General features: G+C 44.8%; 16 protein-coding genes. 13 read left to right on the top strand and 3 right to left on the bottom strand.

All coding sequences use genetic code 11. The features are described from left to right. Nucleotides 1-182: 182 nt before the first annotated feature. The 10 genes from glnK to B4K11_RS02085 all read left to right on the top strand — a co-directional run bounded on the left by glnK (nucleotide 183) and on the right by B4K11_RS02085 (nucleotide 12,205). On the top strand, nucleotides 183-521 hold the full coding sequence (gene glnK / locus B4K11_RS02130; RefSeq protein ID WP_292952881.1) for a P-II family nitrogen regulator: 339 nt from the start codon (nucleotides 183-185) through the stop codon (nucleotides 519-521). 181 nt (nucleotides 522-702) lie between these two features. Beyond that, nucleotides 703-1,797 carry an alkene reductase gene (locus tag B4K11_RS02125; protein ID WP_292952878.1) on the top strand — a complete coding sequence of 365 codons (1,095 nt, stop codon included), beginning with the start codon at nucleotides 703-705 and terminating at the stop codon, nucleotides 1,795-1,797. A gap of 1 nt (nucleotide 1,798) precedes the next feature. Beyond that, nucleotides 1,799-2,509, top strand: coding sequence for a glutathione S-transferase N-terminal domain-containing protein (locus B4K11_RS02120; protein WP_292952875.1), 711 nt, complete (start codon nucleotides 1,799-1,801; stop codon nucleotides 2,507-2,509). Between the two features lie 283 nt (nucleotides 2,510-2,792). Continuing rightward, nucleotides 2,793-4,886 carry a bifunctional diguanylate cyclase/phosphodiesterase gene (locus tag B4K11_RS02115; RefSeq protein WP_292952872.1) on the top strand — a complete coding sequence of 698 codons (2,094 nt, stop codon included), beginning with the start codon at nucleotides 2,793-2,795 and terminating at the stop codon, nucleotides 4,884-4,886. A gap of 105 nt (nucleotides 4,887-4,991) precedes the next feature. After that, complete coding sequence (locus B4K11_RS02110; RefSeq protein ID WP_292952869.1) at nucleotides 4,992-6,245, top strand: aspartate aminotransferase family protein; 1,254 nt, start codon at nucleotides 4,992-4,994, stop codon at nucleotides 6,243-6,245. 19 nt (nucleotides 6,246-6,264) lie between these two features. After that, complete coding sequence (locus B4K11_RS02105) at nucleotides 6,265-7,536, top strand: hydrolase (protein ID WP_292952866.1); 1,272 nt, start codon at nucleotides 6,265-6,267, stop codon at nucleotides 7,534-7,536. After that, a complete protein-coding gene (locus B4K11_RS02100; protein ID WP_292952863.1) occupies nucleotides 7,533-8,336 on the top strand; it encodes a DUF1338 domain-containing protein in 804 nt (267 codons plus the stop codon). Before B4K11_RS02105 ends, B4K11_RS02100 begins: the two co-directional genes overlap by 4 nt. A gap of 28 nt (nucleotides 8,337-8,364) precedes the next feature. Continuing rightward, on the top strand, nucleotides 8,365-9,402 hold the full coding sequence (astA, locus tag B4K11_RS02095) for an arginine N-succinyltransferase (RefSeq protein WP_292952860.1): 1,038 nt from the start codon (nucleotides 8,365-8,367) through the stop codon (nucleotides 9,400-9,402). Beyond that, nucleotides 9,399-10,895, top strand: a complete 1,497-nt coding sequence (gene astD / locus B4K11_RS02090; RefSeq protein ID WP_292952857.1) for a succinylglutamate-semialdehyde dehydrogenase — start codon at nucleotides 9,399-9,401, stop codon at nucleotides 10,893-10,895. Before astA ends, astD begins: the two co-directional genes overlap by 4 nt. After that, nucleotides 10,892-12,205, top strand: coding sequence for an N-succinylarginine dihydrolase (locus B4K11_RS02085; protein WP_292952854.1), 1,314 nt, complete (start codon nucleotides 10,892-10,894; stop codon nucleotides 12,203-12,205). Before astD ends, B4K11_RS02085 begins: the two co-directional genes overlap by 4 nt. A gap of 27 nt (nucleotides 12,206-12,232) precedes the next feature. Here the strand turns inward: B4K11_RS02085 and B4K11_RS02080 are convergent, their stop codons facing one another. Together B4K11_RS02080 and B4K11_RS02075 are read right to left on the bottom strand one after the other, a co-directional pair. After that, the gene (locus B4K11_RS02080; RefSeq protein WP_292952851.1) at nucleotides 12,233-13,660 is read right to left on the bottom strand and encodes a sensor histidine kinase; all 1,428 of its coding nucleotides are present in this window, start codon (nucleotides 13,658-13,660) and stop codon (nucleotides 12,233-12,235) included. Next, complete coding sequence (locus B4K11_RS02075) at nucleotides 13,657-14,370, bottom strand: response regulator transcription factor (RefSeq protein WP_292952848.1); 714 nt, start codon at nucleotides 14,368-14,370, stop codon at nucleotides 13,657-13,659. Before B4K11_RS02075 ends, B4K11_RS02080 begins: the two co-directional genes overlap by 4 nt. 231 nt (nucleotides 14,371-14,601) lie before the next feature. Between B4K11_RS02075 and B4K11_RS02070 the strand changes: the two genes are divergently transcribed. Continuing rightward, entirely contained in the window at nucleotides 14,602-15,093 is a 492-nt protein-coding gene (locus B4K11_RS02070; RefSeq protein WP_292952845.1) for a Spy/CpxP family protein refolding chaperone, read from the top strand. Nucleotides 15,094-15,275: 182 nt separating this feature from the next. Here B4K11_RS02070 and B4K11_RS02065 read toward each other — a convergent pair whose 3' ends face one another. Then, nucleotides 15,276-15,737 (bottom strand): Lrp/AsnC family transcriptional regulator, encoded by a 462-nt coding sequence (locus B4K11_RS02065; RefSeq protein WP_292952842.1) that lies wholly within the window; start codon nucleotides 15,735-15,737, stop codon nucleotides 15,276-15,278. A gap of 440 nt (nucleotides 15,738-16,177) precedes the next feature. Between B4K11_RS02065 and putP the strand changes: the two genes are divergently transcribed. Both putP and putA read left to right on the top strand, forming a co-directional pair. Beyond that, nucleotides 16,178-17,650, top strand: coding sequence for a sodium/proline symporter PutP (putP, locus tag B4K11_RS02060; protein WP_292952839.1), 1,473 nt, complete (start codon nucleotides 16,178-16,180; stop codon nucleotides 17,648-17,650). 232 nt (nucleotides 17,651-17,882) lie between these two features. Next, entirely contained in the window at nucleotides 17,883-21,548 is a 3,666-nt protein-coding gene (gene putA, locus B4K11_RS02055) for a bifunctional proline dehydrogenase/L-glutamate gamma-semialdehyde dehydrogenase PutA (protein ID WP_292959207.1), read from the top strand. Nucleotides 21,549-21,598 lie beyond the last annotated feature (50 nt).

Below are 21,598 nucleotides of genomic sequence, written 5' to 3'. Positions count from 1 at the left end.
TATACAAAAAGGTGCTTCGGCACCTTTTTTGTTTTTTCAGCATAATTTTGCGCAAACTTAGATTAATCTCGTATAGCATGCTTCATATTTCTAGGTATACTTATCGCTATAGTTCACTGTAGTTACAACTGCAAAGTGCTCCTAAGCACTTAATATGCAGGCACAAACTGAGGAATAGTCTTATGAAACTAGTCACCGCGGTGATTAAACCGTTTAAACTTGATGATGTACGCGAAGCTCTTTCTGAAATTGGTATCCAAGGCGTAACTGTAACCGAAGTCAAAGGTTTTGGCCGTCAGAAAGGTCATACTGAGCTCTATCGCGGCGCAGAATATGTTGTCGACTTTCTTCCTAAAGTTAAAATCGAGATCGCTGTAGATACGGACATGGTTGACCAAGCTATCGAATCGATTACGAAGACAGCGAATACCGGTAAAATTGGTGATGGTAAGATTTTTGTATCACCCCTTGAGCAGGTGATTCGTATCCGTACTGGCGAAAGCGGCCCTGACGCGTTGTAAGTACACCAAGATTTCTAAAAAGCGGCGACTGCCGCTTTTTTTATACATCCACTATTGCTCCTCATACATCCCCCCCTTAACGAGCGATAATTGCAACAATCTGTTGCATGGGAACTTTCTGTTCTACTTTTAACTCTTTAATAGCATTACGAAAAACAAACCAACTTTTAAAGAGCGACACATGTTATCTAAAACGACTCTATTTAGCCCAATCAAGCTAGGCTCGGTTGAACTTGCTAACCGAATTTTGATGGCACCTTTAACACGTGCACGCTCGGACGCTGAGCATGTTCCCGGTCAACTCATTGCACAACACTATGCAGACAGAGCCAGTGCAGGGTTAATCATCACGGAAGCCACTATGGTGATGGAAAACTGTTGCGCCTTCATCAATGAACCAGGCATCTACTCTGAAGCGCAAGTAGAAGGGTGGCGTAAAGTAACCGATGCGGTACATAAAAAAGAGGGCAAAATTTTCTTACAGCTATGGCACGGTGGTCGAGCCTGCCATCCAGATCTTAACAAAGGTATTCAACCCGTAGCTCCCAGCCCGATAGCGATTGAAGACGAGGTCTATACTCGGGAGGGGAAGAAACCCTATACCACTCCGCGCGCCTTAGAACTGACTGAAATACCTAATATCGTGAACGGTTTTCAGCAAGCAGCTATTAACGCTAAGGCCGCAGGATTTGATGGTGTAGAAGTGCATGGGGCCAATGGCTATCTTCTAGATGCCTTTCTACGCGACAGTAGCAATAAGAGAAACGATAGCTACGGCGGTAATATCGAGAACCGCGCTCGCCTGTTACTAGAAGTATTAGATGCAGTATGTGATGTATGGGGAAGCGATAAAGTTGGCCTGCGTACTTCTCCCCTCAACGGCTATAACAGCATGAGAGACAGTGACCCGTTAGGCCTCACCCTCTGGCTAGCAGAGCGATTAAACAACTATAACTTAGCCTACTGGCACCTTATGCGTTCCGACTTTCTGGGACAACAAAGCAGCGATGTTATTAACCTTGCACGTGAACATTACCAAGGAAATCTGATCGGAAATATGGGCTACAGTCATCAAGAGGCTGATACTGCTATTCAGGAAGGGCAGCTAAATGCGGTCGCTTTTGGGGTGCCCTTTATTGCCAATCCGGATCTAGTTTCCCGTTTTGAAAACAATTCTGTACTTAACGAAGCAGATCCAAACACATTCTATACAAGGGGCCCTGAAGGCTATAACGATTACCCCAAATTAGACCTATCAGAACTAAAGGTATCTTAAAATGAGTAACCCCGCAGATTATCCAAGCTTAGATCAATACCCAATTTCACAGCGTTGGCCGGCACAAGATCCGCAGAAGCTACAGCTCTATTCGCTGGGCACTCCCAATGGCGTGAAAATCTCGATCGCCCTTGAAGAGCTCGAATTGCCTTACGAAGCACATAAGGTGACTCTGGCCGAGGGTGACGTTAAAAGTACAGAATTCCTGTCCCTTAACCCCAATAACAAGATACCCGCCATTATTGATCCTAACGGACCTGACGGGCTACCTATCGGTTTATTTGAGAGCGGAGCAATCCTAGTTTATCTTGCTGAGAAAGGCGGCAAACTGATCGGGCGCAATGCTGTAGAGAAAGCAAAGGTATTACAGTGGTTGATGTTTCAGGTTGGCGGTGTAGGCCCTATGTTTGGTCAGTTCGGCTACTTTCATGCCTATGCAGGTAAAGACATCGAAGATCCTCGACCAAAAGAACGCTACGCAACCGAAGTAAAACGGTTACTTAACGTGATAAACCAACAACTAGAAGGCCAAGATTGGATTGCAGGAGAGTTTTCCATAGCCGATATAGCTATCGTTCCTTGGCTTGATTCACTGATACGATTTTATAAAGCTGAATCTATCGTCGAATTAGCTAAATTCAAACAAACAACAACATATATAGAGCGATTTAACCTGCGCCCATCCGTACAAAAAGGATGGAGTACTCCATAAAAAATTACCTGATCATTCTATAAATCAGGATGAAAACCTCCTAAAAAAGCATCCTGATTTTTGAATGATCAATCACCTAAAATACCGACAATACACAACTAAGCCATTATTAGAGAAGAACTTTTCACTAAAGGATTAGATTTTATAGGGTAAAAACACTTTACACCTTTCATTATATTGACCCATATCAACTCGATAACAGTTTTCTTTAACATCTAAACAATTCAAACTAAATTTGTCGCAGAATAGGTCATTATAAATAAAATAAATTCAAACAAATAATATGTCTAATACACAATTTCCCTATAATAGAGAGAGCAGTATTCCATTAGAGTGGCTTAATAAATCCTCTGTAGGGGTGCTCCTATTAGATAGAGAATTAAAGTGTATCGAAAGCACACCTTATGCCTCAGAGCTTATTTGGACTCGCTTAACATTAAACACTACAGAACAACTACCTGAGGACTTTAAGCTTGAACTTTCAAAGCAGCTAAATAATCTTAGTCCTCAGCGAAACGAATATTCTACCTACCTGCTCTTACCCACCCTTGATGACAAAGAACTGCTGCTAAAAGTCGAAATAAACCGACCTAATACCCAACATGAAGGTAGTCCTTATCTGTTTCTTACCATTCGAAATGCCAGCAAAAATGCACATTTAGCTAAAGAGCTTAAGGTCTTTCGAAACGCTGTAGAAAACACTGGAAGCGCTGTTCTGATTACTGACAATAGAGGGGATATTGAATATGCCAACCAGAGTTTCAGTGATATTACAGGTTATAGCTTTAATGAAATTAAAGGTAAAAAGCCCTCATTCTTAGGCTCAGGTGAAACACCTAAATCTACTTATCAACACCTATGGAGCACATTGTTTGACCACCAAAAGTGGAGCGGTACCTTACTGAATAAACGAAAGAACGGAACTGTTTACTGGTCTTTGCAGAATATATCCCCCATCCCTGATGAACTAGGCAACATCACTAACTTTGTATCAGTGAGTGAGGATATATCTCAGATAAAAGAACATGATCAACAGATGGAGAAAATGGCTTATTTTGATCCATTAACCGATTTAGGTAACCGCAGAAACTTCAAACGGACCTTGCAGCAATATCTGGATGTGCCCGAAGAGAAGCAAACAGGCTTAAACGCCTTATTGCTACTAGATTTAGATCACTTCAAACAAATCAATGACACCATGGGTCATGAAGCGGGTGATGCCTTACTTAATACCATCGCCAACAGGCTCAATTTCTGCTTGCAGAACAAAACGGCTGTTTTTCGCTTAGGCGGCGATGAATTTACAATCATCCTACAAAACTTTGAAAAACGTGAGTTAATTGTCGATCGAGTCAATGAGATCCTAAACTTGCTCGCACAACCGATTCAAATCGGTGTTCATGAAGTCATGATAACCGTAAGCATTGGCATTACACTCATCGGTGTCGACAGCCATGATGCCAGTGATCTGCTTCGTAACGCAGACCTAGCTATGTACTATTCCAAAAAAGCAGGTCGTAATACATTCTCTTTTTATAAGAAGCACATGGGTGACGTTGCTAAACGCACATTAAGTATTGAACACGATCTAAGAAATGCCTTATCGAATAAACAACTGCGTTTAAACTATCAACCGCAGATCGATGCACATGATGGTCGCATTACCGCCATAGAGGCTTTATTGAGGTGGAACCATCCGATTGATGGAGAGATATCTCCCGTAGACTTTATACCTCACGCAGAGGAAACAGGTCTGATCATTCCAATTGGTCGCTGGGTTTTATTGAAGGCTTGTAAAGACGCACAACAGCTTCAACTGTCAGGCTTACCTGCCATAAAAGTATGTATCAACCTATCCGCAAGACAGTTCGATGACCCAACTCTGATCGAACACATTAAAGACGCACTTGATCAATCTGGGCTTGATGCTAAATGGCTAGAACTTGAGATCACGGAAAGTATGTTAATGCGAGATTTTAAGCGTGCGATAGATACCCTAAATCGTATTAAAGAGATGGGGATAAGCTTAGCTATTGATGATTTTGGCACCGGTTACTCTTCTCTTAGCCATTTAAAGAAAATGCCGGTCGATCTATTGAAAATAGATCGCTCCTTCTTACACGATATCCCACAAGATAATGACAACATGGCCATTACCTCGACCATTATCGCAATGACAAAACAACTAGGCTTAGGCGTCGTTGCTGAAGGTGTAGAAACACAAGATCAGATCCTTTTCTTACAAAAAAATAATTGTGTAACGATGCAAGGCTTCCTGATCAGTCGCCCCGTTTCTTTTGAACAATTCAGTAAAGAGTATGGAAGCAACCAATACTTCCAACCATGCTTTTTAAAACAACGCGAATACGTTAATTAACACACAACTAACCTGCTAATAAATAAAGCTTTTATTATCCAAAATCCGTTATCCCTCCCCTTCTACTAAACTTATACTAACTATGTATCGTTAAGGAGGTGAGCGATGCAGCATAAAATTTCACGCGATATCTTTGAACAGGTCATGGTACCTAACTATTCACCGTTGCCCATTATTCCTGTCAAAGGCCAAGGTTCAAAAGTCTGGGACCAATCCGGAAAAGAGTATATCGATTTTGCCGGTGGGATCGCCGTCACCGCATTAGGCCACTGCCACCCGACTCTCACACACGCCCTTCACCAGCAAGTCGATAAGCTTTGGCACCTGAGTAATGTGTACACAAACGAACCCGCCTTAGAATTAGCCAAAACCCTTTGCGATAAAACATTTGCAGACAAAGTTTATTTTGCCAATTCAGGTGCAGAAGCGAATGAAGCGGCCTTTAAGCTGGCCAGAAAATACGCCTATGATCATGATCCACTAGACGATCATAGCTCTGATAAAAACCAGATAATCAGCTGTATCAATAGCTTTCACGGACGCACCCTTTTTACCGTTTCAGTCGGAGGCCAGGCTAAATACTGTGAAGGTTTTAAACCCATCCCCGCGGGCATCACCCATGTAGAGTTTAATAATATAAAGAGCTTACGCGATGCTATCAGTCATAAAACCTGCGCAGTTGTACTCGAACCGATTCAAGGTGAAGGCGGAATCATCACGGCAGATCCAGAATTCTTAAAAGCAGCCAGAGAACTATGCGATCAACACTCTGCGCTTCTTATCTATGATGAGATTCAAACCGGTGTAGGCCGCACAGGTAAGCTATTCGCTTATGAACACAGTGGCGTTACACCCGACATTTTAACGTCAGCTAAGGCCCTAGGGGGCGGATTTCCTATTGCTGCAATGCTTTGCACAGAAGCGGTCGCGCAATCTCTCAATATGGGAAGCCATGGCAGCACCTATGGTGGTAACCCTCTAGGTTGCGCTGTCGCAAACGAAGTACTTCACATCATTGATACACCCCAAGTGTTAAAAGGGGTTCAAAGCAAACATCAGCTGTTCGTTGAAAAACTTCATTTAGCCAATCAGCACTATCCTCTGTTTAAAGAGATCAGAGGAGAGGGCTTACTCATAGGGTGTGAATTACGCCCTGAATATCAAGGCAAGGCACGACAACTGCTGCAACTTGCACTTGATGAGGGGGTTATGGTGTTAATCGCTGGCTTAAATGTGATACGTCTAACCCCGTCATTAATTATTCCAGACGAAGAGATTACACAGGGAATGAAACACTTTGAAAAAGCGATGGAGAGCTTTATTGCGCACGAAGTAAATCAAGTCAATAAGAATAGATGAGTACGTAAGAGAGGTAGCGATGAATAAAGCTGCAGATATATGCAAACACACCTCTTCCGATCTATTGAATTGGGTTCAACCTATCGCCTCACAACAATCCCTTCGAGAGGAGCAGTTAATTGAACTCGTCGAGATCAACAGCAGCTCCCTCAATCCTCAAGGCATTAATGAAGTTGGAGAATGGTTTGCTAATGCCTTCAACAAGATTAGCCACGATATAGAGCGTATTCACTTGCCCCCATGGGAAAGGGTCGATTTCCAAGGGGTGGTGCAACAACAAACCTTAGGAGATCTATGGCGAATAAAGAAACGCCCTCACGCAAAATATCAGATCCTTTTAACAGGCCATTTAGATACCGTCTTCCCTCTATCTAGCCCTTTCCAAAAAGCGAATAGACTACAAGCTGAATGCTTAAACGCACCCGGTGCAGCAGATATGAAAGGAGGCCTACTGGTTCTACTTTCCGCATTGGAGTTATTAGAATCAACACCACTGGCTCAACAAATTGGCTGGACCGTTCTTCTTAATCCCGATGAAGAGATAGGCTCGCCCTCTTCCGCAGCCATATTAGAAGAAGAAGCCAAAACACATGACCTAGGTCTCATCTATGAACCGGCTCTACCCGATGGAAATCTTGCGGGGGCTCGCAAAGGCAGTGGTAATTTCACCTGTTGCGTTCATGGTAAAGCAGCCCATGCGGGCAGAGAGCCCGAACTAGGACGCAATGCGATAAACAAAGCGGCTGAATTAATCTTAGAACTAGCGCAACTTAACAATGCACGCCCCGGGTTAACACTTAATACAGGGATGATAAACAGCGGCGAAACGACTAATAAAGTCCCCGACCTCGCGGTGTTTAAATTTAATATCAGAATAGAAACGAAAGACGATGCACACTGGTGTACTCAGCATTTAGAAACACTAATCAGTCAATACAATGAGCATGATGGCTACAAAGCCGAGTTGCACGGTGGCTTTGGGCGCATGCCGAAGCAGCTCGATTCTCAGCACTTAGCGCTGTACTCACTTGTGCAAGAATATTCAAAACAACTCAACAGGCCCTTAACATATGCAGCAACAGGAGGCTGTTGCGACGGTAATAATTTAGCCGCTGTTGGCCTTCCTAATGTGGATACTTTAGGTGTTAGGGGCGACTTTATACACAGCCATAATGAGTACATACAGCTACCAAGCCTGACCGACCGAGCGCAACTCAGCGCACTCCTTCTACTCCACATTGCTCAACATGGGCTTCCCTTTAAACAGAGCAGAACTGGAGGCATAAAATGAATAAAGCCGACATATTCAAACTATTAAATGATATGTGGATAGATTACCTGCGCTTAAACCCTGAAGCTCAAAAAATCCACCAGCTGTTACAACGACAAAACCCGATCATAATTAATGACCATATTGCGTTACGCACTTTTGATATTGAATCCATCAATATTGAAGTGCTTGCCGCCCCTTTTCTTTCAGCCGGGTACTACTGGGCCGACGAATACCACTTTCCAGTGAAACATCTGTACGCCAAGCATCTTCAACATATAGACACTAAGCTACCTAAAGTCTTTATTAGCCAATTGCTCACTGAGTCTTTAAACCAAGCCAACCAAACACTTATCCACAACTTAATTTCACAGATACCTAAGGCTCAAATCGGACAAACAGATTTTTGCTATTCCGGACGTTACTGGAATTTAAGCTATGCTGACTATCAACAACTGCTGGTACAAAGTGAATACGCCGCATGGGTTGCTGCATTCGGCTTCCGGCCAAACCATTTCACTATTTTTATTAATCAGTTGGACTCCCATAACAGCATTGAGAGCATAAATGACTTTTTAAAAGCAGAAGGTTTTAAGCTCAACTCTGCTGGCGGGGAGATAAAAGGGGGAGCAGAGGAATATTTAGCCCAATCCTCAACACTGGCTAACTCTATTTCAGTTCAATTTACAGATAGAACAGCGGAAATTCCAAGTTGTTATTACGAATTTGCACAACGCTTCCCAATGCCCGATGGAAGTTTATATCAAGGTTTTGTCGCCGCTTCTGCCGACAAAATCTTTGAAAGTACACATACGCGCTAATCGAGAAATAAGGCAAAGGAGATCGAATATGTATTTCATTCGCCCTATAGAGATAAAAGATCTAGATACCCTCTATTCGATCGCACTGGAATCGGGACCAGGCTTCACTTCTCTGCCCGAGAACACTGAGTTACTTGAAGAAAAGATAAGCCATAGTCTTGCTGCACTTGAGTATCAAATCAGTACACCCAACAGTGAAAGTTATCTTTTTGTTCTCGTCGATGATGAAACGCAACAGGTCGTCGGCACGACCGGCATTGAAGCCTCTGTCGGTTTGAAAGATCCGTGGTATCACTACCGTATCGGCACCGTCGTTCATGCCTCACGCGAACTCAATATTCACAATCAATTTAAAACACTCTATCTGTGTAACGACTACACAGGCTGCTCCGAAGTATGCACCCTTTACCTTAATCCAGAACACCGGCACTCTCAAAATGGCAGCCTGCTATCAAAAAGTCGCTTTCTGTTTATGGCAGAAAACCCTCAACGTTTTTCTAAACGTGTCATAGCAGAGATGCGAGGTTACTCAGACGCAGAGGGTCGATCTCCCTTTTGGGAAGGACTCGGGCGTAAATTCTTTGCCATGGATTACTCTGAAGCAGACTATCTAACGGGCTCTGGTAACAAAGTATTCATTGCCGAATTAATGCCAAAAAATAGTATCTACATCCACCTGTTGCCTGAAGACGCCCAAAAGGTCATCGGTCAAGTTCACAAAAATACGGAACCTGCGCGCAATATGTTGGAAAGCGAAGGTTTTCGCTTCGAAAACTATGTGGATATCTTTGATGCGGGCCCCACAATCACAGCCCCCTTAGAAAAAATACGCGCTGTTAGAGAGAGCCGTTATGTCAAATTAATGATCAACCCATCGATTGACCATCCTGAAAATTACCAAAGCTATCTACTCAGCAATAGATCATCACAGAACTTTCGTTGCTGCTTAGGCTTAGCCTACGAACAACCCGGCGTTGCAGAAATAAGCCCTGAAACCGCACATTTATTACAACTCAAGCAAGGCGATACAGCACGCATAGTTGAGTTAAAAGGGAGACGAGTATGAACCCGTTATTATCTCACCTCATTAATGGCGAATGGCTACAAGGTGATGGCGATGAAATGGTGTCATTAAACCCTGGTAACAGTGATCGCATCTGGCAAGGCTACTCAGCTAGTGATCAACAAGTTAATCAGGCAATAGAAGCGGCCGGTGAGGCATTTCCCCATTGGGCTGATCGACCCATTGCAGAACGAGCATCTTACCTTGTGCGCTTTACCGAACTACTTGGCGAATCCAAAGAACTGATAGCAGAATGCATCGGTGAAGAGACAGGAAAACCTCTTTGGGAAGCGCTTAGTGAAGTGACTGCGATGCAGGGTAAAGCCGCAATTACTATTAGAGCCTATCAAGAGCGCTGCAAAAGAATAGATGAAAATAATAATGGGGTTCGTTCGACTTTACACCATCGCCCCCACGGCGTTGTTGCCATTTTTGGTCCCTATAATTTTCCTGCGCACCTGCCTAATGGCCATATAATGCCCGCTCTCCTCGCGGGCAATACATTGATTTTTAAGCCCAGTGAACTGACGCCTAAAAGTGCAGAGTTATTGGTAAAACTATGGCAAAAAGCTGATCTACCTGATGGCGTTTTAAATCTGCTTCAAGGGGACAAAGAAACAGGAAAGTTAATCGCCTCACACCCTGCTATTAATGGTCTTTACTTTACTGGCAGCGCTAATACAGGCTGTTATTTACATCAACAATTTGGTGGTCAGCCTGAGAAGATTCTTGCCCTAGAGATGGGTGGAAATAACCCACTGCTTGTGACCCAAACCAAAAACTTACCCGCAGCCGTCTATAACACGATTCAGTCCGCCTATATAACCGCAGGACAGCGCTGCACTTGTGCACGTCGCCTACTCGTCCCAGAAGGGGCCCAGGGTGATAAATTTGTGGAGCACTTAAGCGCAGCAGTAGAGCAGATCCAAGTAGGCACCTACAATCAGCAACCCCCTCCTTTTATGGGATCGCTGATCAGCCAGCAAGCGATGACACAACTACTCTCCGCTCAAGAATCATTAGTAGAACAAGGTGCGATATCCCTCATCAGCATGCAGCGTTTTACTGATAAAGGCGCTCTACTCAGCCCAGGATTAATCGATTGTAGCACTGTGGAAACACCCCCTGATATCGAGTTATTTGGCCCGCTGTTACAACTTTACCGAGTTAGGGATCTAGAGCATGCGGTCGAGCTAGCTAACAATACCCGCTATGGGTTAGCTGCCGGAGTACTAAGTGATGATCCGGAGGTATTTAAATATTTCCAACGCCATGTACGCTCAGGAATTATGAATTGGAACCGCCCGTTAACCGGCGCATCTAGCGCTTTACCCTTTGGAGGGGTCGGGATGAGTGGTAACCACCGCGCAAGCGCTTGGTATGCAGCTGATTATTGCGCTTACCCTGTTGCATCACTGCAATCAGAGAGTATAGAGCTACCAGAAAGCCTACCGCCTGGAATCCAGATTGAAGGGCATATCTGGGCTCCCTCATGAGCCAAATTCTTAATCTAGACGGTCTAGTTGGCCCAAACCATAACTACGGAGGGCTGGCGAAAGGGAATATTGCATCAGTTAAAAATACAGGAAAGCTATCTTCGCCCAAACAGGCGGCCCTACAAGGGCTGGAAAAGATGTGGATACTCTATCGTCTAGGTATTCCTCAAGGATTTATACCTCCCCAACCACGGCCAAACTTTTGCCTACTTCAAGCAGCTGGCTTTAGAGGAACCCCACAACAAATCTTACAACAAGCGTTCAAAACTGCACCCGAACTATTGGAAGCCTGTTACTCAGCCTCATCAATGTGGGCCGCGAATAGCGCAACAATTACAGCGTCGAGTGATAGCCTGACCAATAAGCTTCAGATCACACCTGCAAACCTACAAAACCAGTTACACCGCTCTCTTGAATCACCAGCAACCGATTCATTCTTTCGCCATTTCTTTTCTGATAACGCGCTGTTCCATTGCCACTCTCCGCTACCTAGCCATGCAAATTTTGCCGATGAAGGAGCTGCTAATCACATTCGTTTGAATGACCCTCTCTCTGACGAGGCGCTTAACCTATTTATTTATGGCCAAGATATAAGCATGGTTAAGAAGACTCAACGCTATCCAGCTAGACAGAGTAAAACAGCCTGTGAGTCGCTCATTAGACGCCACCAGATACCACACGCCAAAGCACTGCTAATACAACAGAACCCACAAGCAATAGATCATGGAGCCTTTCATAATGACGTGGTTGCCGTTGGGCTAAATAACTTTTTATTGCTTCATGAAACCGCCTTTTCAGAACAAGAAGGCATATTAACAACATTAACCAAGCGCACTCGGCACTGGCAGAAACCATTGTTCATTATGGAGATCAAAGATAGGGACTTCAGCTTAAAAGAAGCGATCACAAGCTATCTATTTAACAGTCAGTTAATCGCACTACCTGCTGGAGGGATGCTTCTGCTCGCCCCTGAAGAATGCCGTCAGTCACAAGCGACAGAAAAGGTCTGTCAGCAGATTCTTGAAGCCGATAACCCTGTCACTCAAATCAAATTTATCGACTTAAAACAAAGCATGGATAACGGAGGTGGTCCCGCCTGCTTAAGGCTGTCTATCCCTATCACAGAAACAGAACTAGCTGGCGTAAACCCCTCAATTCTGCTCAATGAAAAGCGCTACCAGCAACTGCGCCTGTGGATAACAAAACATTATCGTGATCAACTAACCCCGTCCGACTTACAGGACTATCAGCTAGTCGAAGAGATCGATATAGCACTGACAGAGTTACAGAATCTTATGTTAAAAGACTAAAGCGATACTCATTACCCTTAACGCCACTCAACCTCTTTTCGTCGCTAAGGGAAGAGTAATTGTTGCTTCCAAACCACCCTCAGGATGATTCCGTAAACTTAACTCACCACCCAAGCGTTTAATCGCTCTTTGCGCAATACTAAGTCCTAAACCATAGCCCTTTTCTTGGCTATCTCCTCGATAGAAGGGATCACAAAGCTGCGCTAACTCAGATTCGGAAACACCTTTTCCATGATCTCGAATACAAATAATACAGCGATCGCTTTTATCCACAGACAGATCAATAGCAGTACTATCATCCGTATGCTTGCAGGCATTCCCTAAAATATTATTCACGGCTCTTTCCAGCAGTTTGCTATTAACGCAAACCTCGCAGTCAGATTTCATCTCTAGGTTTATCTGCCGCTTGGGATAAGCAAAATGCGCATCATCGGCCCACTCTTGGAGTAAAGAATATAACCAAACTCGTTCACCGGATGCTTGTTCCTGTTCTAAACGAGACAGGGATAATATCTCACCGATCAACTGATCTAAGTTGCGACACTCCCGGTTAATTCGCATAACCGCTTTATCATCTTCACCCATGCGCTGTTCAGCAATACCTGCCGCCGCCTGCAAGCGTGCCAAAGGAGCACGTAGTTCATGGGACACATCCTGCATTAAGCGCTGGTGAGAGGTAATGGTCTGCTGAACATAATCAGCCATTCGATCAAAATCTCGTGCTAACTCACCTAACTCATCGCCTCTTTTTCTAAGTTTTTCATCCGTTCGCCTATCGAGTTCGCCACGGTAAATCGCTTGGCTATGCTCACGTAGTAGGTTTAAAGGCCGAGCAATAATGGCGGACACTAACAATGCAGCCATCGAAGCGATCAAAATAATCAGAACCATTTGCACCGATAAGATCGTGGCTAAAAGATGCCTAAAAGGTGAGGAGTTCCATTTCAGGTTAACTTTCACCTGATAAAGCTTTCCACTCTCGGACCTCAGATTAAATAAGTAAAACGATTTAGGGTCCTGATTAAAACTTCGGGGGAACTTATCAAGACCGACCACTTTCTTATTTCGTGCTAGATCCGTGATATAAACCCGCTCAGCAATACTTAGCCAAGTAGTACGTTTAAAGTCATGTCGGTCCTTACTTTCATGATCTCTATCTTCGAATTCCCTGCGATCATGCTCATCCCTTTCATAATCACTCTTATAATGACTCTCTCTATCATCTCTACGGTCAGGCTTTTTCGGTGGACGTACGCTAAGCGTGCGTTCCCCTCTGCGTTCATAGCGCTCAATCATGACTTCAGCATAGCCTTCGGCTTTTGCTGTAATCACCTCTTTAAAACGATCTTTTTCGGTAATAGCACCGACAAACACAATTGTCGCCAACGACACTAAAAAACTGACCGACCAGATCGATGCAAAGACTTTCCAAAAAAGGCGCTTATACCACTTCATTCTGCACCTTTAACAAATTGATAACCTACGCCCCGAACGGTCTTAATTAATTCTTTATTCGACGAATACTGCCCTAGCTTCTGCCTAACGCGACTCACATGCACATCAATTGCACGATCATAGGCCATCAGCTTTCTATGCAGTACTAACTCTGTTAATTGCTCTTTATCTAAAACAGAGCCTGCATTGGCAATCAAGTAAGCCAATACATTAAACTCAGTACCTGTCAGCTCTACCGGCTGCTGAAGTACAGTGACTTCTCTTTGACCAGGATCAAGGCTCACGCCGCTGACACTAACCAATAAGTCGGGAAACAGTGTCGCTTTCTGTTGCGGCTCTACACGCCGCAAAATAGCTCGGATACGTGCAAGCAACTCCCTAGGGTTACAAGGCTTACTCAGATAATCATCGGCACCCATCTCTAACCCGATAATGCGATCAATACCTTCGCCGCGCCCTGTCAGCATAATCACGGGCAACTGAACCTTGGGTCTTATCTGTTGCAACAGTTCCAAACCACTTTTACCCGGCATCATAACGTCGAGTATCATCAGGTCATAACGCTCAGATCGTTTGAGTGCCTCACAAGCACTATCCGCATCAGGAGCAAACTCAACAAGAAAACCTTCATGATTAAGGTAGTCACCGATCAGCTCACACAGCTCAGTATCATCATCCACCATCAACAGGCGCTGTTTGGTATTGCTCATAAAGGTATTCTCATCTTATCTGTTTAATTGGCCAATATAGAATCACATAAGACTCTAGCGACCTCTAAATAGTAAAGCTTTTAGATTCAAAAAACTTAACGCTTAAGCTGTGTTTACCAAACTTTACAACTCCGATACCCAACTTAGCAGTGACATCATTCACACTTCACTGCATCAAGGTAAACAACTTTTTAAAGGCAAATTAGCCGGAGCAAGTGAGGAGATAAAAACATGCGCACTAAATTTATTGCAGGCATTACAGCAGCCGTCATCACAGTATCAGGATTAGGCCTTACAGTAGCTCATGCCACCGATGGGGAGCAGCATAAGGAACGTCGTATGGAACACCGGGTAGAGCATTTAACCAAAGAGCTAAAGCTAACACCGAAACAGCAAACGGAGCTAAAAGCGCAGATGCTAAGCCAACATGAAGGCATGAAGCTTAAGCATCAAAACCGCGAATCGGTTTTCAAGCAACTGCTGAAACTAAATCCAAACTCAGCAGATTACCAAACACAGTTGAATAGTTTAGTACTAGAAGCACAAGAACAGACTAAAAGCATGATTATTGAGAAAGCAGACGCACAGGAAAAGCTGTTTGAAATACTAACTCCGGAACAAGAGAAGTCATTTATCGCCTTAAAGGCCGAAATGGGTGAGAAAATGTCAAAACGTCACTCAGAAGGCAAACGAGGTCATCATGGCGAAAAAAAGTGCCACTAGAGGCACTGATTAAGACACAAGGGCAGGTAAACAACACTAGAAATGTTTATTACCTTTAGGCGACGCTTGGGTTTCTAACGTTGCTACTTGCCCTTGCCCCTCAGCACCACATTCATGTCATTGCCATGGGCCACCCCAACAGGCTCCTTTGCCCGCTTATAAAAGCGGGCTTTTTTCATACATCAGATCGCTTTAGATGCAATATCTTTAACATCTTCCATCACCACAAACGTACTGGTTTGCTTTACGTAAGGTAAACTGGAAATCTTCTCCCCTAATACCTCTCTATAACCCTCGATATCGGAGGTTCTCACCTTTAAAAGATAATCAAAATTGGCCGCGATCATGTGACACTGTTCGACTTCAGGAATCAATCGAACAGCATCATTAAATGCTTGCAAAGCCTTAGTTTTAGTATCACTCATCGTCACTTGGACAAAAGCAACATGCTTTGAACCCAGCTTCTTCTGATCAATAATCGCGGTATAGCCCAGAAGATAGCCGAGATCTTCTAAACGTCGCATACGCACTTGGCAAGGTGTCTTTGATAAACCCACCCGATTGGCGAGCTCAGTCACCGTAATTCGGCCGTTTTTTTGTAACTCTCGTAGGATAGAAATATCCAGTTTATCGAGATTATCCATTCATTAATGTCCGCTGAGGTAGGAGGTAAAACAGGTTTCTTATCTTCGAATATAGTTAATCCCCTCTAATTCGACAACTTAGGGCTAAGCGTTTTTACGAGCGTCAAAGCACGAAAAGGCCCAAAAACAACGTGAAACAGCATCCCGCAGAACAATCCCTCATAAATCGGGTTTAAAAAAGATCAATTAACTAACAATGCCAACAATACAGTGCAAATATCCACAACAAAGCGAGTAACATTTTATACGGCTATGCCAGCCGTCAAAAAAGGATAATCCCCTGTATAAACCTTGGTTTATCACAGCCAGATTATCCTTTTTTTCAGACAGCCTATGAAATTTACCTTAGAAGAAATGAGCTTCTCTAAGCGGATGGAGGTCAGTGGCATCGCTCAGGAAGGAACTATAATAAGCATAATATATGACAGTGAGGCTTCTACATGGTTACGGTAACCATTACTTTTATACTTTATTTAATGCTCATGCTTGCCATCGGCATTGTGGCGTATCGACGTACTAGCGATCTATCTGACTATGTCCTAGGTGGTCGAAACTTAGGTCCTATCCCAAGTGCACTCAGCGCCGGCGCATCTGATATGAGCGGCTGGCTACTCATGGGCCTACCCGGCTATGCAATGGCAGCAGGATTCGGTTCCTTCTGGTTGGCGGCAGGCCTACTCATCGGCACATGGTTAAATTGGCTGTTAGTCGCGCAGCGCCTAAGAGTATATTCACAACGCGCTGATGATGCCCTTACACTCCCCGCATTTTTCGAAAAACGCTTTGAAGATCACAGTCATAGCTTACGTGTAATCTCAGCGATTTTTGTCTTAGTTTTCTTCCTGTTCTATACCAGCTCCGGTTTAGTGGCTGGCGGCAAGCTATTTGAAACGGTGTTTGGTTTTGATTACAGCATTGCTGTCATCATCGGTGCTATCGCAATTATCTCTTACACTCTATTTGGCGGCTTCCTCGCGGTTTCTTGGACCGACGTTGTACAGGGCTTACTGATGGTGGGAGCACTGATTATGGTGCCTCTTTTTGCCATGGGCGAAATTGGCGGCCTAAGCGGGATATTTTCAGCCATGGAAGCGAAAAACCCTGAACTGCTGAATATGTTCACCGACGCAGACGGAAAAGATATCACCTTAATTGGTACATTATCTTTACTCGGCTGGGGTCTTGGTTATTTTGGTCAGCCGCATATCCTTGCTCGTTTTAAAGGGATTAAAAGTAAAGACCACGTTCCTGCTGCACGCCGTATTGCGGTTTTGTGGAGTGCGGTTTCTATGGCTGGCGCTTGCCTAATCGGTATGGCCGCTATTGGTTACCTTCCTGAAGGCTTAGGCGATACTGAAACGGTATTTATGGTCTTAGTCGACGCACTATTCCACCCTGTAATCGCCGGTATTCTATTGGCGGCAATCTTAGCGGCGGTGATGAGTACTGCGGATTCTCAACTATTGGTTTCATCTTCAGCGTTGGCAGAAGACTTCTATAAAGCGCTGTTTAATCAAAATGCATCTCAAGAACAATTAATCCGTGTCGGTCGTATTGCCGTTGTTGTCATTGCGCTTATCGCTACCGCATTGGCGATGGATAAAGATTCTAAAGTCTTAACCTTGGTTTCTTACGCGTGGGCAGGTTTTGGTGCAGCTTTCGGCCCAGCACTGATTCTTTCTCTATACTGGAAACGTATGACAAAAATGGGAGCCCTTGCAGGCATTCTGACAGGAGGTATTACCGTTGTTGTATGGAAACAGTTAGCGGGCGGCTGGTTTGATGTGTATGAAATCATTCCAGGCGTTCTGTTTGCTTTTATCGCGATTGTTGTGGCGTCATTACTCACACCGCCACCATCAACCACGATTCAGGCACGCTTTGACGAAGTAGATGCTGAAATAAAAAGCTAGCTCCGTTCTAGCTAAGCAACACTTTACATCAGCCTCGATTACTTTGCGTTCTCGGGGCTTTTTTATAACTAACACAGAAGTCGAATAACCTATATTTTAAGCAAAGAAAAAACAAATAGATTAAAAACAGATAAAAATTAGAACTTAACGACTACAAAATACAGAATTTAAGAGAGTTCGACCTAATGATCTAATTATAAAATATGCCTTATATGAAATGAGGTGAAGAGATATGAGTTTATCCATCGAACAATTCCGCTTAGATATTCGTGCTAACTATTTAGCCAACGAAACGGTTGCTATTAATCGCTTGCTAAATAATGCATCACTAGCTGAAGAAGATCGGCAAACCATCTCTCGCAACGCAGCGCAATTAGTGACACTCGTGCGTAATGAAAGCTCTCCCTCAATGATGGAAAAGTTTCTTGCAGAGTACGGGCTAACGACCAAAGAAGGCGTGGCCCTAATGTGCCTAGCAGAAGCCTTACTTCGCGTTCCAGATAGCATCACGATCGATGCGCTGATCGAAGACAAAATTGCTACCGGTAACTGGAAAGGCCATTTAGGTCATTCAGCCTCCTCTTTAGTTAACAGCTCCACTTGGGCGCTGCTCATCACCGGTAAGCTACTTAAAAACGATGAGGATAAAAGCCTAAGCACTACGCTTAAAGGCATGCTTAAACGTTTAGGCGAACCTCTAGTCCGCACCGCCGTTGCTCAAGCAATGAAAGAGCTAGGCCGCCAATTTGTACTGGGTCGTACCATCGAAGAAGCGACTCAGCGAGCTAAAAAACTGGAAAAACAAGGCTACTCATACTCCTACGATATGCTGGGTGAAGCCGCGCGTACCAATACCGACGCCCTTAAGTATCATCAGGCCTACTCTACAGCGATTAGAGAACTTGCCCCTAGCTGCACAAGTGATGATATACGCCAAAACCCAGGCATCTCCGTAAAGCTATCAGCCCTACATGCCCGCTATGAAGTCAGCCAGCAAGACCGAGTGATGGATGAACTTGTTGAGCGTACATTAGCCCTAGCTCTGCAAGCAAAAGACGCCAATATGGGTTTCAATATTGATGCGGAAGAAGCCGATCGCCTAGATCTTTCATTAGATGTGATCGAAGCCGTGCTAGCCGATAAGCGCCTGAGTGGCTGGAATGGATTTGGCGTTGTCGTCCAAGCCTTCGGCCAACGTGCAAGCTACGTGCTGGATTGGCTTTATGCCACCGCGACGAAACTTGATCGCCAGATCATGGTACGTCTTGTTAAAGGTGCTTATTGGGATGCCGAGATCAAACGTGCGCAAGTACTTGGCCTTGATGGATTCCCTGTCTTTACGCGTAAAGTAAATTCAGATTTATCCTATATGTGCTGTGCTGAAAAACTACTCAACATGAGTGATCGTATTTATCCACAGTTCGCCACGCACAACGCTCACTCTGTCGCGTCTATTTTATATATGGCGCAGAAATACGATGTGGATAACTATGAGTTCCAACGCTTACACGGCATGGGTGAATCCCTACACGACACAGTACTGAAAGCGAACAATACACGCTGCCGTATCTATGCCCCAGTAGGTGCTCATCAGGATCTACTGGCCTATTTAGTACGCCGTTTACTTGAAAATGGCGCAAATAGCTCATTCGTGAACCAGATTGTTGATACACGTATCACCCCTGAAGAGATAGCAGCTGACCCCTTTGCTCAAATTGCGAGCATAGGCGGCAGTTTATCTAGTCAAGCAATTAAAAGGCCTGTGGCGATTTTTGGGGAAAAACGCTTAAATGCAAAAGGCTGGGATCTGACTGACAAAGTGACTTTAGAGCGTTTAGATGCTCAACGTATCAAATTCCAATCTCAGCAATGGCATGCGAAGCCACTAATTGCGGGCGCTACATCATCGGTAAACGCAGATACCCTAAGCAGAAGTGACACCAAAGAAGAGATCTCTAATCCCGCAGATCTCAATGACCAAGTTGGCAGCGTAACTCCTGCTAATCCATCAGATATAAGTACAGCCATCGCCGCAGCAGAGCACGGCTTCCAAAGCTGGTCAAAAACGGACGCACCTAAACGTGCAGACTGCTTACGTCGCGTGGCTTACCTATTTGAACAACACGCCCCAGAACTTTTTGCTATTGCCTGCCGTGAAGCGGGTAAAACACTGCTCGACAGCGTAGGCGAAATACGCGAAGCGATCGATTTTGCCCGTTATTATGCCAACGAAGCGGAAAAACTGGCCAGCCAACAAGCGCTTGGTGTTGTGACTTGCATCTCGCCTTGGAACTTCCCCTTAGCCATCTTTACCGGCCAAGTACTCGCAGCGATCGCCTCAGGTAACGCAGTAATTGCAAAACCTGCAGATCAAACGCCACTGATGGCAAACAGAGCGGTTGAACTGATGCATGAAGCAGGTATTCCTAAAGATGTTATTCAGCTACTTCCCGGCTCTGGTTTAGACGTAGGCCTGCCTTTAACCTCTGATCCACGTATTGCAGCGGTTTGCTTTACGGGTTCAACACAGACTGCGCAATCAATTAACAAAATCATGGCTGAAAAACTGGCTCCTTCTGCCCCTCTTGTTGCAGAGACCGGCGGAATGAACGCGATGATCGTAGACTCAACCGCACTTCCGGAACAAGTTATACGTGATGTGGTTATGTCCGCATTCCAAAGTGCAGGGCAGCGTTGCTCCGCCCTGCGTATGCTTTATGTGCAAGAAGATATTGCCGTACAACTCAAAGAGATGCTCTTTGGCGCGATGGATGAACTACGTATCGACAACCCTTGGCAGCTTCACTCAGATCTTGGCCCCGTGATTGATGCCGATGCAAAACACAAGATCGACACACATTGCGCCCTGTTTGCAGCAAAAGGCAAACTCCTTAAGCAGCTTGAAGTTCCAGAGCAGCTTAAAGCCCCTGAGCAAGGCCATTTCGTTGCACCCAGCGTGATAGAAGTTAAAGGTATCGAGGAACTTGAAGAGGAGATCTTCGGCCCCGTTCTGCATATCGCAACGTTTGTAGCCGATGAGATCGATCAAGTCGTCAGCAACATTAACGCCAAAGGTTACGGCCTTACTTTTGGTTTACACACCCGTGTTGATAACCGTGTAGAGCAGATCACAAGCCAGATAGCAGTCGGTAATATCTACGTTAACCGTAACCAAATCGGCGCGATTGTTGGCTCACAGCCCTTTGGCGGTGAAGGCTTATCCGGCACAGGTCCAAAAGCAGGCGGGCCACACTATGCCAAACGCTTCACCCTTCCAAAAAACAGATACACGGCGTTAGATCAACACCGTTATTTCATTAAAGGTAATGAACTCACCAGCCTTATCGAGAAACTACAAAACACGCAGATAGCACCGCGTCTGGAACTTGAAGCACAACTATCTACGCTGTTTACCAAAGAGCTAGCATCACTGCCACTTAGCCCAGAACAAGCCACCGAGCTACCTGGACCGACAGGCGAACTGAATTTGCTGTCTGAAAAAGGCCGCGGCGTAGTTTTATGTTTAGGTCCCGACCTGCACAGCGCTCGCCAACAAGCCGCGATAGCGCTAAGCCAAGGCAATAAAGTGATTGTTATCGCATCAGGAATTGAAACGTTGTTAGCGACCGCAGCACAGCACAAACTGCCCCTTCTTGGCGCTGAAGGCAGCCTAGCCGTAGACGCTATCCAATCCGTCCAAGGGTTTGCAGCGGTTTGCTATAACGCCGATCCAGCACAGCTACGTGAGGTTCGTATTGCCCTTTCCAAACGTGAAGGTGCGCTGCTACCACTGATCACCGAGATAGAACAACCGGAAAGGTTTGTTATTGAACGTCACTTGTGCATCGACACAACGGCCGCAGGGGGTAATGCTAGCTTGATCGCAGCAAGCGAATAGAGCGAACACCTGCTAACAACCCAATTCAAAGCTTAACGTTTATTTATAAC

The sequence above is a fragment of the Neptuniibacter sp. UBA6509 genome (genome assembly GCA_002435145.1).
In the GTDB taxonomy this organism is placed as follows: Bacteria; Pseudomonadota; Gammaproteobacteria; order Pseudomonadales; family Balneatricaceae; genus Neptuniibacter.
The sequence above is the reverse complement of the archived record's forward strand: the minus strand, read 5'-3'. Positions and strand labels throughout refer to the sequence as shown.